General features: G+C 58.8%; 12 protein-coding genes. 8 read left to right on the top strand and 4 right to left on the bottom strand.

The features are described from left to right. Window positions 1–679: 679 nt before the first annotated feature. Together prfB and lysS are read left to right on the top strand one after the other, a co-directional pair. Window positions 680–1,778, top strand: a protein-coding gene (gene prfB / locus HA48_RS20445) for a peptide chain release factor 2 (protein WP_128602956.1) whose coding sequence is annotated in 2 segments (ribosomal slippage) — window positions 680–754 and window positions 756–1,778 — 1,098 coding nt in all. Because the reading frame shifts where the segments join, the coding sequence is not laid out codon by codon here. 9 nt (window positions 1,779–1,787) lie between these two features. After that, window positions 1,788–3,308, top strand: a complete 1,521-nt coding sequence (gene lysS, locus HA48_RS20440; RefSeq protein ID WP_128602955.1) for a lysine--tRNA ligase — start codon at window positions 1,788–1,790, stop codon at window positions 3,306–3,308. Window positions 3,309–3,367: 59 nt separating this feature from the next. On the opposite strand, the gene HA48_RS20435 is transcribed toward lysS, so the two are convergent. Then, window positions 3,368–3,994 carry a serine protease gene (locus HA48_RS20435; protein WP_128602954.1) on the bottom strand — a complete coding sequence of 209 codons (627 nt, stop codon included), beginning with the start codon at window positions 3,992–3,994 and terminating at the stop codon, window positions 3,368–3,370. A gap of 358 nt (window positions 3,995–4,352) precedes the next feature. Between HA48_RS20435 and HA48_RS20430 the strand changes: the two genes are divergently transcribed. Beyond that, entirely contained in the window at window positions 4,353–5,516 is a 1,164-nt protein-coding gene (locus HA48_RS20430) for an MFS transporter (protein WP_128602953.1), read from the top strand. Here HA48_RS20430 and HA48_RS20425 read toward each other — a convergent pair. Continuing rightward, on the bottom strand, window positions 5,513–6,433 hold the full coding sequence (locus HA48_RS20425) for a LysR family transcriptional regulator (RefSeq protein ID WP_128602952.1): 921 nt from the start codon (window positions 6,431–6,433) through the stop codon (window positions 5,513–5,515). The genes HA48_RS20430 and HA48_RS20425 overlap by 4 nt on opposite strands. Before the next feature lie 109 nt (window positions 6,434–6,542). Between HA48_RS20425 and lysA the strand changes: the two genes are divergently transcribed. Further along, entirely contained in the window at window positions 6,543–7,796 is a 1,254-nt protein-coding gene (lysA, locus tag HA48_RS20420) for a diaminopimelate decarboxylase (protein WP_128602951.1), read from the top strand. After that, entirely contained in the window at window positions 7,796–8,248 is a 453-nt protein-coding gene (locus tag HA48_RS20415; RefSeq protein ID WP_208613162.1) for a GNAT family N-acetyltransferase, read from the top strand. The genes lysA and HA48_RS20415 overlap by 1 nt, the downstream gene beginning before the upstream one ends. 90 nt (window positions 8,249–8,338) lie before the next feature. On the opposite strand, the gene galR is transcribed toward HA48_RS20415, so the two are convergent. Beyond that, entirely contained in the window at window positions 8,339–9,340 is a 1,002-nt protein-coding gene (gene galR, locus HA48_RS20410) for an HTH-type transcriptional regulator GalR (RefSeq protein ID WP_128602949.1), read from the bottom strand. Between the two features lie 194 nt (window positions 9,341–9,534). Here galR and HA48_RS20405 point away from each other — a divergent pair, with 194 nt between their 5' ends. Further along, window positions 9,535–11,808, top strand: a complete 2,274-nt coding sequence (locus HA48_RS20405; protein WP_128602948.1) for a molybdopterin-dependent oxidoreductase — start codon at window positions 9,535–9,537, stop codon at window positions 11,806–11,808. A gap of 272 nt (window positions 11,809–12,080) precedes the next feature. Beyond that, on the top strand, window positions 12,081–13,811 hold the full coding sequence (locus HA48_RS20400) for a penicillin-binding transpeptidase domain-containing protein (protein ID WP_128602947.1): 1,731 nt from the start codon (window positions 12,081–12,083) through the stop codon (window positions 13,809–13,811). Window positions 13,812–13,985: 174 nt separating this feature from the next. Here the strand turns inward: HA48_RS20400 and HA48_RS20395 are convergent, their stop codons facing one another. Continuing rightward, a complete protein-coding gene (locus tag HA48_RS20395; RefSeq protein WP_128602946.1) occupies window positions 13,986–14,177 on the bottom strand; it encodes a hypothetical protein in 192 nt (63 codons plus the stop codon). A 37-nt stretch (window positions 14,178–14,214) separates the two neighbouring features. Here HA48_RS20395 and HA48_RS20390 point away from each other — a divergent pair. Continuing rightward, window positions 14,215–14,966: 1-acyl-sn-glycerol-3-phosphate acyltransferase (locus HA48_RS20390; protein WP_208613161.1), on the top strand; the 752-nt coding region annotated here is incomplete at its 3' end.

Raw genomic sequence — 14,966 nt, 5'->3', positions numbered from 1 at the left:
TCCGGCGGCGGGGCGAGGATCCAGAGCCACTGGCGCACCGCCGCCTCCGCCTCCGCCGCCGCAGGCGGTCAGTAACAGCGGCATCAGGAGCGCCAGCAGGCGCGGTCGGGTAGCCAGGGTAATTTCAGAACAAAGCATGACAGCTCCTCATGCCTCTCAGGGCATGTTAAGGGTCCTGCACGTTTCAGGACCGGGACAGTGTCGTTCCATGTCGGTAAAGCAGATCCCTGATTTGCGTGTGTGACAGACGGGTACAGCAAGCGAAAGAGGCCGGTTGCGGGCAGAGAGAATACGGCAGGCCGCAGCGAACTGATGGCCCGGACAGCGAAGCGTTGCACACGTTCACCGCGCCATTCTTGCGCATCCGCAGGAAATTTCTTAGGGCGGATTCTTCACGAATTTAATTTAAAAATCATGGGCTTTACTAACGGCGGCTGGCATTTACTGGTCGGAATTTGCAGGAAAATTCTGAAGTGGGGGTGCGCGCACCAGGTGGTAAAGGGGGTTTTCTGGAAACTGCAGTGGTGTTGTGTTTCCAGAAAGCGCGGAACTTTTTTTCAGCGGTTAACAGGCGGTTTAGTCCGGGACGTGCAAAGCTACAAAGTGCGCGCGCTTTCGGGTAGACTATCGCGTTACTTTTATCCCCTCTCACCGAATCGTCAAAAAAGACTGAAAAGCCATGTTTGAAATTAATCCGGTCAAAAATCGTATCCAGGACCTCAGGGAGCGCAGTGGCGTTCTTAGGGGGTATCTTTGACTACGATGCCAAGAAAGAACGCCTCGAAGAAGTAAACGCAGAGCTGGAGCAGCCTGACGTCTGGAACGAACCTGAACGCGCGCAGGCGCTGGGTAAAGAGCGTGCGTCGCTGGAAGCGGTGGTAGAGACCCTCGACCAGATGCAGCAAGGTCTGGAGGATGTACAGGGCCTGCTGGAGCTGGCTGTTGAAGCGGACGACGAAGAGACCTTCAACGAAGCGGTTGTCGAGCTGGATGCGCTGGACGTGAAACTGGGCGAGCTTGAGTTCCGCCGCATGTTCTCCGGCGAATACGACGGCGCCGACTGCTACATGGATATTCAGGCGGGTTCCGGCGGCACTGAAGCGCAGGACTGGGCCAGCATGCTGCTGCGCATGTATCTGCGCTGGGCTGAAGCCAAAGGCTTTAAAACCGAGATCATTGAAGAGTCGGAAGGCGAAGTTGCCGGTACTAAATCGGCCACCATTAAGATCATTGGTGATTACGCTTACGGCTGGCTACGCACTGAAACCGGCGTGCATCGCCTGGTGCGTAAGAGCCCGTTCGACTCCGGCGGCCGTCGTCACACCTCTTTCAGCTCGGTATTTATCTACCCGGAAGTGGATGACAACATCGACATCGACATCAACCCGGCGGACCTGCGCATTGACGTTTACCGCGCATCCGGTGCCGGTGGCCAGCACGTTAACAAAACCGAGTCTGCGGTGCGTATTACCCACCTGCCGACCAACATTGTCGTGCAGTGTCAGAACGACCGTTCACAGCACAAGAACAAAGATCAGGCCTTCAAGCAGTTACGCGCCAAGCTGTACGAATATGAGATGCAGAAGAAAAACGCGGACAAGCAGGCAGCGGAAGATAACAAATCTGATATCGGCTGGGGCAGCCAGATCCGTTCTTATGTACTGGACGATTCGCGCATCAAAGATCTGCGCACCAGCGTAGAGACGCGCAACACCCAGGCGGTACTGGATGGCGATCTCGATCGTTTTATTGAAGCAAGTTTAAAAGCAGGGCTATAAGGAACCGACATGTCTGAACAACAACCGCAGAGCGCTGATGCCGCCCTTGAGTTAAATAACGAACTGAAAGCGCGTCGCGAAAAACTCAGCGCGCTGCGTGAAAAGGGCGTGGCGTTTCCAAACGATTTCCGCCGTGATTCCCTCTCCGACCAGCTGCACGCCAGCTACGACGAGAAGAGCAACGAAGAGCTGGAAGCGCTTGGCGTTGAGGTGAGCGTTGCCGGTCGTATGATGACCCGCCGCATCATGGGTAAGGCCTCTTTTGCCACCCTGCAGGATGTTGGCGGCCAGATTCAGATCTACGTCTCACGCGACGATCTGCCAGAGGGCGTCTACAACGAGCAGTTCAAGAAGTGGGATCTCGGCGATATCCTCGGCGCGCGCGGTAAGCTGTTCAAAACCAAAACCGGCGAGCTGTCGATCCACATCTCTGAGCTGCGCCTGCTGACCAAAGCGTTGCGTCCGCTGCCGGACAAGTTCCACGGCCTGGCCGATCAGGAGACCCGCTACCGTCAGCGCTATCTCGATCTGATCTCCAACGACGAATCACGCCATACCTTTAAAGTGCGTTCAAAAATCATGGCCGGCATCCGCCAGTTCATGGTAAATCGCGACTTTATGGAAGTGGAAACGCCGATGATGCAGGTGATCCCGGGCGGCGCGTCGGCGCGTCCGTTCATCACGCATCACAATGCGCTGGATATCGACATGTATCTGCGTATCGCGCCGGAACTCTACCTGAAGCGTCTGGTGGTGGGCGGCTTTGATCGCGTGTTCGAGATCAACCGTAACTTCCGTAACGAAGGTATTTCGCCGCGTCATAACCCAGAGTTCACCATGATGGAGCTCTATATGGCGTATGCGGATTACAAAGATCTGATCGAACTGACTGAGAGCCTGTTCCGTACCCTGGCGCAGGACGTACTCGGCACCACCGAAGTGCCTTACGGTGAACACACCTTTGACTTCGGCAAGCCGTTTGAGAAGCTCACCATGCGTGAAGCGATCAAGAAATACCGTCCGGAAACCGATCTGGCCGATCTGGATGACTTTGATAAAGCCGTGGCTATCGCTCAGTCGCTGCACATTAAAGTTGAGAAGAGCTGGGGCCTGGGCCGCGTAGTCACAGAGATCTTCGAAGAGACAGCCGAAGCGCATCTGATTCAGCCGACCTTTATCACCGAATACCCGGCTGAAGTGTCACCGCTGGCGCGCCGTAATGATGAGAACCCGGAGATCACCGATCGCTTTGAGTTCTTCATCGGCGGCCGTGAAATCGGCAACGGCTTCTCGGAGCTGAACGATGCGGAAGACCAGGCGGAGCGTTTCCTGCAGCAGGTTAATGCGAAAGATGCCGGCGACGACGAAGCGATGTTCTACGACGAAGATTACGTGACCGCGCTGGAGCACGGCCTGCCGCCAACGGCCGGTCTGGGCATCGGCATTGACCGTATGGTGATGCTGTTCACTAACAGCCACACCATCCGTGACGTGATTCTGTTCCCGGCACTGCGTCCGACAGCAAAATAAGCTGGCGCTATGCGTATCGAGAAGGTCGCCACGACGGCGACCTTTTTTTTATATCCGCTTTACGACTTCACGACGCCGTCCAGCCATGTCTGAAAACGGGCATAGGGCACATACAGCGCGACGTTCTTGTAGAGCGTCTTACCGCTCTGATTATCATCAATGCGGCTGCTGTACCCGACAATGACGCCAGCCAGGGTGTCGTCGCTGGCGTTATACACCGCGCCGCCCGACATCCCTTTCACCACGCCGGCATTGGCCGCTACCACGACACAACCGGGCTTATTCCAGTCGTTCGCCAGGGTGGTATTAATGAGGTTTTTACCGCTCGACGCTACCGGCAGCGCCGAGATGTAGCTGTAGCCGTAGAGATTTACCGCGTCGCCGATATGGCTGTTGCGAAAGGGCGGCGGCAGGTTGGCTTCCTTATTTTTGTGATACACCACGGCAATATCGCACTCCGGATGCCAGGCTTTGACCCGATAGAGTGAATATTTTGCCACGTGCGCCGCCGTCAGGCTGTACTCCGGCGTCAGCGGAATGGTGGTGCCAAGCGCGCCAATACCCAGCACGGTAGGAATGCCGGTAACGGTCATATCGACGCGTTTAGCCGCTTCCTGACTGTATTCGTAATGTCCGACAGAGCAGCCACTCAGGCAGCCCGCCACCAGCGCGATAAGCCATCGCATACGCGTGTTTCCCCTGTTTTTCTGGCGCCGTTTGACCGGGCAATCCATTGGGATATCGGCAACCTGTACGCATCCTTTACGCGCTGACGGGTAATTAACCTGCATGATGCTTCTCCAGTCTGTTCAAGCGTAGTGCGCAATCCGCGTGCTGTCCTGACGCTTAGCCAGTGACACTTTCCCGCAAAGCGATTATTGCTACCGCAGCAACATAGCCTTGCCGCCCGCAGGGTGGTTGATGCATCACGGCTATGCTTTAATAGGTCTGTGACGCAGTTCAAATATCTATAAGCGTCCGCTTTTACCGTTTTGCGTTCGTAAAACGGCCTGCCTGCAAAAAAATTATTTGGGAGAGTGTGTTATGCCTGTTGCATTACTGGCGCTGGCGCTGAGTGCGTTCGCCATCGGCACCACGGAGTTCGTCATCATGGGGTTACTGCCAGAAGTGGCGGGCGATCTCCAGGTGACGATCCCGTCCGCGGGATGGCTGATCAGCGGTTACGCGCTGGGCGTGGCCATTGGCGCGCCGATTATGGCGCTGCTGACGGCAAAACTGCCGCGTAAGCGCACCCTGATCTTGCTGATGATCATCTTCATTATCGGTAACGTGCTGTGCGCGCTGGCCTACACCTACAACCTGCTGATGCTGGCGCGCGTGGTGACGGCGCTGTGTCACGGCGCGTTCTTCGGTATCGGCGCGGTGGTCGCCGCGAGCCTGGTGGCTCCGGGCCGTCAGGCCTCCGCGGTGGCGCTGATGTTCACCGGCCTGACGCTGGCTAACGTGCTTGGCGTGCCGCTGGGGACCTGGTTTGGTCAGCTGTTTGGCTGGCGCGCCACCTTCTGGGGCGTGGCGATCATCGGCATCTTTGCGTTTATCGCCCTGATTGTCAGCCTGCCAACCAATAAAGAGGAGAAGCCGGTCCATCTGGCGAGTGAAGTCAGCGCGCTGGCTAACGGCAAGCTGTGGCTGTCTCTGCTGATGACGGTGTTTTTTGCCGCCGCGATGTTCGCGCTGTTTAGCTATATCGCGCCGCTGCTGCTGCAGGTTACCGGCATTAGCGATCGCGGCGTCAGCTGGACGCTGTTCCTGATTGGCGCAGGGCTGACGGTGGGGAATATTCTCGGCGGTAAGCTGGCGGACTGGAAAGTCTCTTTCAGCCTGATTCTCAGCTTCTCACTGATTGCCATCTTCTCGCTGCTGTTCAGCTGGACAAGCCATGCGCTGTGGCTGGCGGAGATCACGCTGTTCCTGTGGGCGATGGCGACCTTTGCCACCGTGCCGGGCCTGCAGATCAACGTAGTGCGCCACGGTAAGGATGCGCCAAATCTGGTCTCCACGCTCAATATCTCGGCGTTTAACGTCGGCAACGCGCTGGGTGCATGGGTTGGCGGCGCGGTGATCGATAAAGGCTACGGCCTGACGTCGGTACCGGTGGCTGCTGCCGCACTGGCTGCCGTGGGCCTGGTGGTGTGCCTGATCACCTTCCGTAAATCCGGCGGGCAGGGCGAGGCGGTACGCGCTTAAGCCAGCCGCCCGGCGATGCGCTGAGGGAACGTGGCCACCTGCTGCTGCAGGTGGTCGCAGAAGTGATCCACCAGCGCGGAAGCCGGCCGATGCTGTGGCCGCACCAGGCTGACGGTAAAGGGCACGGCAATACTGAATTTACGCATTACCACGCCGCTGTCGGCGTAATCCAGCGCCGTCAGCGGATTGACAATCGAAATGCCCACCCCGGCGCGCACCATCGCGCACACCGACGCCGCACTGTGCGTCTCCAGCACTAATCGCCTTTCAACACTCTGCTCGTGAAACAGCGCGTCCAGCAGCTGACGGTAGCTGTCGCTGCGCGACAGGCTGACATAGTTCTCGCCGTGGAAATCCTGCGGCGTCAGCACCGCCCGCTGACACAGCGGATGGTGCGGTGGCAGTACGCACACCTCATCACAGGTTAGCAGCGGCACGCGCTGCGTCCCGGCTGGCGCATGCTGGGTTTCGGTCAGGCCGAGATCGTAACGCTGCGCCGACAGCCACTCCTCCAGCAGTGGCGACTCCTGCGGAATGATATTCAGGCTCACCTGCGGATAGCGCTGCAGAAACGGCTGCAGCAGCGGCGGCAGCAGCGACTGCGAAAATACCGGCAGGCAGGCGATCGACAGTTCACCCTGACGAAACTGCCGCAGCCCTTCGGCGGCATCCATGATGCGATCCAGCCCGTACCACGAACGCTGCACCTCTTCATACAGCCGCAGCCCCTGCACCGTAGGCTGCAGGCGGCCGCGAACGCGCTCAAACAGCTGTAAGCCGAGCTGCTGCTCCAGCCGCGCCAGCTCACGGCTGACGGTGGGCTGCGAGGTGTGCAGCAGGGTCGCCGCCTGCGTCAGGTTGCCGCTGGTCATCACCGCGTGAAAAATTTCGATATGCCGCCAGTTGATCTTTGCCATTTTCTCTCCTGTGAACCCATATCATATTTGCATAGCAGGCGCTAAAACAGATATTTTTCTGCATCGCTGTTCTGTGGCTAAATGGCCTTATCGACTCAGGAGAATTGTCATGCCACGTCCCTTAAACAACACCGAAACGGCGCTGACCGCCGCCAATCTGCTGCCGCTGGCGCAGCGCTACAGCGGCCCTTTCTGGGCCTATGATGCCGCGATTATCCGGCAGCGTATCGCTCAGCTGCGTGAATTCGACGTGGTGCGCTTTGCGCAGAAAGCCTGCTCAAACATCCATATTCTGCGCCTGATGCGTGCGGCTGGCGTGAAGGTCGACTCTGTGTCGTTGGGTGAAATCGAGCGTGCGCTGGCCGCCGGTTTTGCGCCGGGCGGCGAAGATATTGTGTTCACGGCCGACGTGCTGGATCAGCCTACGCTGGCGCGCATCGCCGAGCTGCGCGTGCCGGTTAACGCCGGTTCGGTGGATATGCTGCATCAGCTGGGCGCGCAGTCACCGGGCCACAAAGTGTGGCTGCGTATCAACCCGGGCTTTGGTCACGGCCACAGCCAGAAAACCAATACCGGCGGCGAAAACAGCAAGCACGGTATCTGGCACAGCGATCTGCCGCTGGCGCTGGCGGCGATTCAGCAGCACGGTCTGCAGCTGGTCGGCCTGCATATGCACATCGGTTCCGGCGTCGATTACGGCCACCTGCAGCAGGTGTGCGATGCGATGGTCGATCAGGTCGTGGCGTTTGGCCAGGATCTGCAGGCAATCTCCGCGGGCGGAGGGTTATCGATTCCTTACCGTTTCGACGAAGAAGCGATTGATACGCAGCACTACTTTGGCCTGTGGAACAAGGCGCGTGAGCGTATTGCCGCGCACCTCGGCCATTCGGTGAAGCTGGAGATTGAGCCGGGCCGCTTTCTGGTGGCGGAGTCGGGCGTGCTGGTTTCACAGGTGCGTGCGGTTAAAGCGATGGGCAGCCGTCACTTTGTGCTGGTGGATGCCGGCTTTAGCGATTTGATGCGTCCGTCCATGTACGGCAGCTATCACCACATCTCCCTGCTGCCTGCTGACGGGCGTACGCCGGGCGATGACACCGTGGAGAGCGTGGTGGCGGGGCCGCTGTGTGAATCGGGAGATGTCTTTACCCAGCAGGAGGGCGGTAAAGTGGAGACCCGCGCGCTGCCGGCGGCCCGGGTTGGCGACTATCTGGTGTTTCACGATACCGGCGCGTACGGTGCATCGATGTCGTCTAACTACAATAGCCGTCCGCTGATTCCCGAAGTGCTGTTTGAGAACGGCAGCGTACGCGAGATTCGTCGGGCGCAGACCATTCAGGAGCTGCTGGCGCTGGAGCTGAACTGATGCGCATTATGCCGCTCAGCAGCGTGCCGCATCACGCCAGCCAGATCACTGACTGGCTGTGGCAGGCGTTTGGCGCGGGCACATCGCGGGCCTTTTACGACAGCATTGTGCGCAGTAGCCTGAATGGCGCGGCGTTCCCGGTGACCTTTGTCGCGCTGGATGATGACGATATGCCGCTCGGTACGGTGGGGTTCTGGCGCTGTGATTTGATCAGCCGCCAGGATCTCTATCCGTGGGTGGCGGCGCTGTATGTGGATGAGTCCGCGCGCGGTAAAGGGCTGAGCGCGGCGCTGCAGCAGCACGTGATGGCGTATGCGCGGCATCGCGGGTATGAAAAGCTGTGGTTGTGGTCGACCTTTGGCGGCTACTACGAGCGCTTCGGCTGGCAGTATCAGTTTGATGCGCTGGAGTTCCCGGATGTGACGGTGAAGGTTTATGCGCAGGATTTGTAACCCGGTCGGCATGAATGCCGACCCTACGACCCCGGTCGGTTGTTACCCTGTAGGGTGCGCATTCACGCGCACCTGACAACTACTCTGCGTTTAACCCGGTCCACCTACCGAATGACGGCGCACCAGCGTCGGGCTAAACATATTGGTCACCTCCGGCCTGTCACCGCCGTTGGCTAACGCCAGCGCCAGCTGTGCTGCCTGCTGCGCCATGGTGACAATCGGATAACGCACCGTGGTTAAACGCGGACGTACGTAGCGCGATACCAGCACATCATCAAAACCAATCAGCGACATCTCTTCCGGCACACGGATCCCGTTATCGCTCAGCACCGCCAGCGCACCGGCGGCCATGGAGTCGTTGTAGCACGCCACCGCGCTCAGCTGCTTGCCGCGACCCAGCAGCTCGGTCATCGCCTGCTCACCGCCCACTTCGTCCGGTTCGCCCCAGGCCACCAGCCGATCGTTGCACGGCAACCCATGCTCCTTCAGCGCATCGTAATAGCCCTGCAGACGATCCTCGGCATCGGAAATAGTATGCGTGGAGCAGATAAAGCCAATCTGCGTGTGACCCTGCTGAATCAGATGGCGCGTGGCCAGCCAGGCGCCGTAGCGGTCATCCAGTGCAATACAGCGTGTTTCAAACCCTTTCAGCAGGCGGTTCAGCAGCACCATGCCCGACACCTGCTTCATCAGCACTTCCAGATCCTCATCGGGGATCTTCTTCGCGTGTACCACCAGCGCCGCGCAGCGATGACGCATCAGCTGCTCAATTGCCTGACGCTCTTTTTGCTCATTATGGTAACCGTTACCAATCAGCAAAAAATTACCGGTCTGTCCGGCAATCTCATCTACCGCTTTAACCATGGCGCCAAAAAACGGGTCAGACACATCGCCCACCACCAGACCCAGCGTCTCGGTAGATTGCTGCGCCAGGGCGCGGGCGTTGGCGTTCGGGTGATACTGCAGCTGCTCCATTGCCTGGGTCACGGCGAGGCGTGAGCTCTCGCTGGCTTTGGGCGAATTATTGATGACGCGAGAGACGGTTGCGACCGAAACCCCCGCCATGCGGGCAACATCCTTAATGGTAGCCATGCAATTATCGACATCCGGGAAAACGTTTACACATATCCCAGTGTTACGGAAAAGCCCCCTGGCCGCAACCCGGCATAATGCCAGCGCTGTCGCAAAAGCGCGGAAATTAAGGGGATTCACCCACGCTTTAGCCCGATGCGCGGCCCATGCTATGCTGCCACGCATATTGATACCTGCCTGCCGGACCTGAAAACATGAAAACACGCGTGCCGCACCTGGCGCACTGGGGCGCTTTTACCGCCGTTACGGAGCACGATCGCCTGATCGCCTGCGAGCCATTCTTCGCCGATGCCGATCCGTCACCGATGATTCACACCATTCCACAACTGGTCTACTCGGATAAACGTATCCGCCAGCCGATGGTGCGCCGCTCCTGGCTGAAGGCGCGTGAAAACAGCGATCGCACGCTGCGCGGACGCGAAGATTTTGTGGCGGTGGACTGGGATACCGCACTGGATCTGGTTGCAGAAGAGAATCGCCGCGTGCGCGACCGCTACGGCGCGGCCGGTATCTTTAACGGGTCGTATGGCTGGTCCTCCGCCGGGCGTGTTAACCACGCGCGCACCCTGATTCGTCGCTTCTATTTTCAGGGCGGTGGCGGTGTGGATCAGCAGGGCAACTACAGCTGGGGTGCGGCGCAGTTCTTCCTGCCCTATGTGATTGGCACCTACATGCCGCTGACCGGCCGCGTCACTGACTGGCCGGAAGTGATAGAGCACGCGGAGATCTTCGTCGCCTTCGGCGGGCTGGCGCTGAAAAATGCCCAGGTGGCATCCGGCGGGGCAGGGCAGCATAGCCTGAAACCGGCACTGGAGCAGCTGGCGGCCAAAGGCACCAGGGTTATTAACATCAGCCCGATGCGCGACGACTGCCCGGCCTTTGTGAATGCCGAGTGGATCCCCATCCGCCCGAATACTGATGTGGCATTGATGCTGGCGCTCGGCTTTGAAATTACCCGTCAAAACGCCGTAGATGAACGCTTCCTCACCAGCCACTGCACCGGCTGGCCGCAGCTGCGCGCTTATCTGCTGGGCGAAAGCGACGGCATTGCTAAAACGCCGGCGTGGGCCAGCGCCATAACCGGGATTCCGGCCGCACGGATTGCGCAGCTGGCACAGCAGCTGGCAGGCAAACGCAGCTTTATCACCTGCTCTTATGCCGTGCAGCGCGCCCATCGCGGGGAACAGCCCTACTGGATGATGATTGCGCTCTCCGCCATGCTGGGCCAGCCGGGGCTGCCGGGCGGTGGCTTCTCGTTTGGTCACGGCTCAATGAACAGCGTGGGTAATCCGCGTCAGGATGGACCGGCGCCAATGATGAGCACCGGGCCGAATCCGGCAAACCTGGCGATTCCGGTGGCGCGCATCAGTGACATGCTGCTCAATCCCGGCCAGCCGTACCCCTTCCAGGGCGAAACGCTGCACTATCCCGATATCCATCTGCTGCACTGGGCGGGCGGCAATCCGTTTCATCATCACCAGCAGCTCAATCGCCTGGTTGAAGGCTGGCAGCGGCCGGATACGGTGATTGTGCAGGATATCGTCTGGACGCCCGCGGCGCAGATGGCCGATATCGTGCTGCCGGTCACCACCACGCTGGAGCGCAACGACATTGGCGGCTCCTCGCGCGATCGCTTTGTGCTGGCGATGCACCAGGCCATCAAACCGCAGCATCAGGCGCGTAACGACTTCGATATTTTTGCCGATATCGCGGAGCGCCTCGGCTATCGCGATACCTTTACCGAAGGGCGCAACGAGATGCAGTGGATTGAGCACCTGTATCAGCAGTGCGCCACGGCCCATGCGCGCCGCGATATCCACTTCCCGGAGTTTGGCGAGTTCTGGCAGCGCGGCTATGTCGAGATCCCGCAAGGGGGCAAGCCGTATGTGTTTATGGATGCGTTCCGCGCCGATCCCGTTGCGCATCCGATCCAGACCGCCAGCGGCAAAATCGAACTGTTTTGCCAGACGATTGCGGATTATCAGCTGGCGGATTTTGCCGGCCATCCGGAGTGGCGCGAACCGCAGGAGTGGCTGGGCGCGCCGCTCAGCGAGCAGTTCCCACTGCATATGATCTCGGTGCAGCCGTCCGACCGTCTGCACAGCCAGCTTGATGCGACAGCGCAGGTGCAGGCGAACAAAACCGCCGGCCATGAAACGCTCTATATGCATCCACAGGATGCGGCGGCGCGCGCAATCAACGATGGCGATGAGATTGAAGTGAGCAATGCGCGCGGGCGTATGCTGGCCGGCGTACGCCTGACTGACGGCCTGACGCCGGGCGTGGTAATCATCGCCACCGGCGCCTGGTTCGATCCGGGCTTCGGCAAGGCATGGCAGCCGTGGGACCGCGCCGGTAACCCGAATGTGCTGACGCTCGATATCGGGACGTCATCCTTAACGCAGGGCCCTAACGCCATGAGTTGCCTGGTGGAAATTAAAAAACACGCCAGTTGCACAATCGGGTAACAATCTCACCGCTGGTTACATTTTGCCGGTAACTGTTGCGTTTGAGTGATAGTTTCCCGGCGTAGCATCTTGCTACAGTCAGGGTCCCAGAGGTATTGATGGGTGAACATCAAAACGTTTTCTTGATTACACCGACCTGCGCAGATGCGCAGGTTTTTTTTGTCCGCCGTTTTGCTAACGAACTGATACATAGTTTTCCTGTTATACCGTCGCGCCTTTCTTTATAACTGCGGATAACCAGCCCGGCCCCCCTTTTATCGCAGCGGATTGCTATGCCCCCGATTAAAAAATTTCTGGGAAAAGACCAGATCAAAGCCCCGTTTAACCCGTTTCGTTTTCGTCTGATCTGCCTTGGCGTTTTAGGCTGCATGGGATTGCTGCTGGCGCGCGTTGGCGATTTGCAGCTCATTAACCATCCGATGCTTGAGCATGAAGCGGACCAGCGCTCGCTGCGTACCGTAACTTTGCCCACCAATCGCGGCACTTTACTGGATCGTGATGGTGAAGCCCTGGCGCTCAGCGTGCCGTCGCGCGATATCATCGCCGACCCGATGCGCGTACTGGAAGCCAACCCGGACTTCAGCAGTGAAAAGTGGGCTTACCTTGCCGCGGCGCTCAGCCTGCGTCCGGAAGATCTGCGGGCGCAGATCACGGCCAATCCGCGCAGGCGCTTCCTCTATCTCGGGCGCAAAATTGAGCTGGGCATTGCCAAAGATATCGCCAAACTGCATCTGAAAGGCATCAGCTCGGTGTATGACGACAGCCGTTTCTACCCGATGAGCGAAGCAGCTGCGCCGCTGATCGGTATTGTCGGTGCGGATAACAGCGGCCTCAACGGACTGGAAAAGGGCTTCGATCATGTGCTGCAGGGCGAGCCGGGCAAGGAGGTCTATCGTCAGGATGGCGAGGGCAACATCATCTCGATGATCGATTATGAGCCGCCCAAACAGCCGCCGACCGTGCAGCTCAGCATCGATAAATTCGATCAGTTCACGTTGTACAGCAAACTGCGTGACGGGGTGCTGCTGAACAAAGCCGATTCCGGGGCTGCGGTACTGGTGAAGATCGATACCGGTGAAATTCTGGCGATGGCCTCTTATCCGTCGTTTAACCCGAACAATTACGACAACGCCACACCGGCACAGATGCGTAATACCGCCATCAACGACAGCTATGAACCGGGCTCAACGGTGAAGCCGCTGGTGGTTATGGAGGGGTTGCAGCGCCATCTGGTGCGTGCTGACTCCGTGATCGACACCACGCCGTACAGCGTCAATGGCCACCTGATTCGTGACGTCGGCCACTGGCCGCGTCTCACCATGACCGGTATTTTGCAGAAGTCGAGCGACATCGGCGTTTCACACATTGCGCTGGCGATGCCAGCGGAAGCGCTGGTGAACACTTACCACGCCTTCGGGCTGGGTAAACCGACCGGCCTGGGACTGACCGGCGAAAGCGTGGGCTATTTCCCGCTGCACCGCGAGCGCTGGGCGGATATTGAGCGCGCCACCTTCTCATTTGGCTACGGGCTACGCGTCACGCCGCTGCAGATTGCGCGGGAGTACGCCACGCTGGGCTCCTGGGGCGTTTACCGTCCGCTGTCGATCACCAAAGTCACGCCGCCGGTATTGGGTAAACAGGTGGCCGATCCACAGATTGTACAAACCGTGGTGCACATGCTGGAGAGCGATGTACTGCCGGGCGGCACCGGGGTAAAGGCGGCCGTACCGGGCTATCGGCTGGCGACGAAAACCGGTACCGCCGAGAAGATGGGCACCAGCGGCAAGTATGATGGCGGCTACGTTAACTACACGGCAGGTATTGCGCCGGCCAGCCATCCGGAAGTGGCGCTGGTGGTGATGATCAACCATCCGACAGCCGGCGATCACTTCGGAGGTTCAGTCGCCGCACCGGTGTTTGGCAATATCATGGGGCCGGTGCTGAAGCACATGAACGTGGCACCGGACGCCATCTACAGCAAACCGGCTTCGGGTAAATCTTAATAAAATCAGGATGTAACCAGACGGTCGTGCTGTTCACACCTCGTTGCATTTCGCCGAATAAGGTTGCGTTTTGTGGCTGTTATTCATGGCACCTTTGCGCGACGATGAGTCTCCCAGAGGTATTGATTGGTGTGAAGATCGGCTGCTGCGGCAGCGATACCTGTCCCCAGGTATTCACCCTGTTCGGTTGCACCGACCCACGCGGATGCGTGGGTTTTTTTTACCCGTTTTACACGCCCGCCAGCTCACTTCATCCTTATCCGTGGGATGCGCACCCATGCGCAGCCGGTCAAAGGGATGCACACCGCCTAAACGCCAGATGCCCTCGGCCAATATCCTCTTGTCGAACTTCAGCAGATCCTGCATGGTAAGAGCCATTTTTCGATACTGCTAAGGAGCTGGCATGTTATTCACTCTCCTCCGCTTCCTCTGTCGCCTGTTGTGGCGCGTGGAGCTGCGCGGCGATCTCACGGCACTGCATAAAGAGAAGGTGCTGATCACCCCTAACCATATGTCTTTTCTGGATGGTGCCCTGCTGGCCCTGTTTCTGCCGATCAAGCCGGTGTTCGCTGTCTACTCCTCAATCAGCGAACAGTGGTTTATGCGCCTGCTTAAACCGGTCATCGATTTTGTCCCGCTCGATCCCACTAAACCGCTCTCGATCAAACATCTGGTCCGCATGATCAATCAGGGACGCCCGGTGGTAATCTTCCCGGAAGGGCGCATTACCGTGACCGGCTCGCTGATGAAAATCTACAGCGGCGCCGGCTTCGTCGCGGCGAAATCAGGGGCAACCGTGGTGCCAATGCGTATTGAGGGCGCGGAATATACGCCGTTTGGTCGCCTGGCGGGCGTGTTCAGGCGTCGCCTGTTCCCGCGCATCACGCTCAGCGTATTACCGGCGACGACGATCCCGATGCCCGATGCCAAACGGGCGCGTGACCGGCGCGTGCTGGCGGGTGAACACTTACACCACATCATGATGGAAGCGCGCATGGCGGTACGGCCGCGTGAAACATTGTTTGAGGCATTTCTCCATGCACGCCAGCGCTACGGATTGACTAAACCCTGCATTGAAGACGTTAACTTTAAGCCCGACAGCTATACCGGGTTACTGAAAAAGGCGCTTGGCATCGGGCGTATTCTGGAGCGTTA

It is taken from the genome of Pantoea wallisii (genome assembly GCF_002095485.1).
In the GTDB taxonomy this organism is placed as follows: Bacteria; Pseudomonadota; Gammaproteobacteria; order Enterobacterales; family Enterobacteriaceae; genus Pantoea; species Pantoea wallisii.
The sequence above is the reverse complement of the archived record's forward strand: the minus strand, read 5'-3'. Positions and strand labels throughout refer to the sequence as shown.

Excerpts from the sequence above, each read along its gene's own strand:
- lysS (WP_128602955.1), top strand. The coding sequence starts at position 1,788 with ATGTCTGAACAACAACCGCAGAGCGCTGATGCCGCCCTTGAGTTAAAT.
- HA48_RS20435 (WP_128602954.1), bottom strand. The coding sequence starts at position 3,994 with ATGCGATGGCTTATCGCGCTGGTGGCGGGCTGCCTGAGTGGCTGCTCT.
- HA48_RS20430 (WP_128602953.1), top strand. The coding sequence starts at position 4,353 with ATGCCTGTTGCATTACTGGCGCTGGCGCTGAGTGCGTTCGCCATCGGC.
- HA48_RS20425 (WP_128602952.1), bottom strand. The coding sequence starts at position 6,433 with ATGGCAAAGATCAACTGGCGGCATATCGAAATTTTTCACGCGGTGATG.
- lysA (WP_128602951.1), top strand. The coding sequence starts at position 6,543 with ATGCCACGTCCCTTAAACAACACCGAAACGGCGCTGACCGCCGCCAAT.
- HA48_RS20415 (WP_208613162.1), top strand. The coding sequence starts at position 7,796 with ATGCGCATTATGCCGCTCAGCAGCGTGCCGCATCACGCCAGCCAGATC.
- galR (WP_128602949.1), bottom strand. The coding sequence starts at position 9,340 with ATGGCTACCATTAAGGATGTTGCCCGCATGGCGGGGGTTTCGGTCGCA.
- HA48_RS20405 (WP_128602948.1), top strand. The coding sequence starts at position 9,535 with ATGAAAACACGCGTGCCGCACCTGGCGCACTGGGGCGCTTTTACCGCC.
- HA48_RS20400 (WP_128602947.1), top strand. The coding sequence starts at position 12,081 with ATGCCCCCGATTAAAAAATTTCTGGGAAAAGACCAGATCAAAGCCCCG.
- HA48_RS20395 (WP_128602946.1), bottom strand. The coding sequence starts at position 14,177 with ATGCAGGATCTGCTGAAGTTCGACAAGAGGATATTGGCCGAGGGCATC.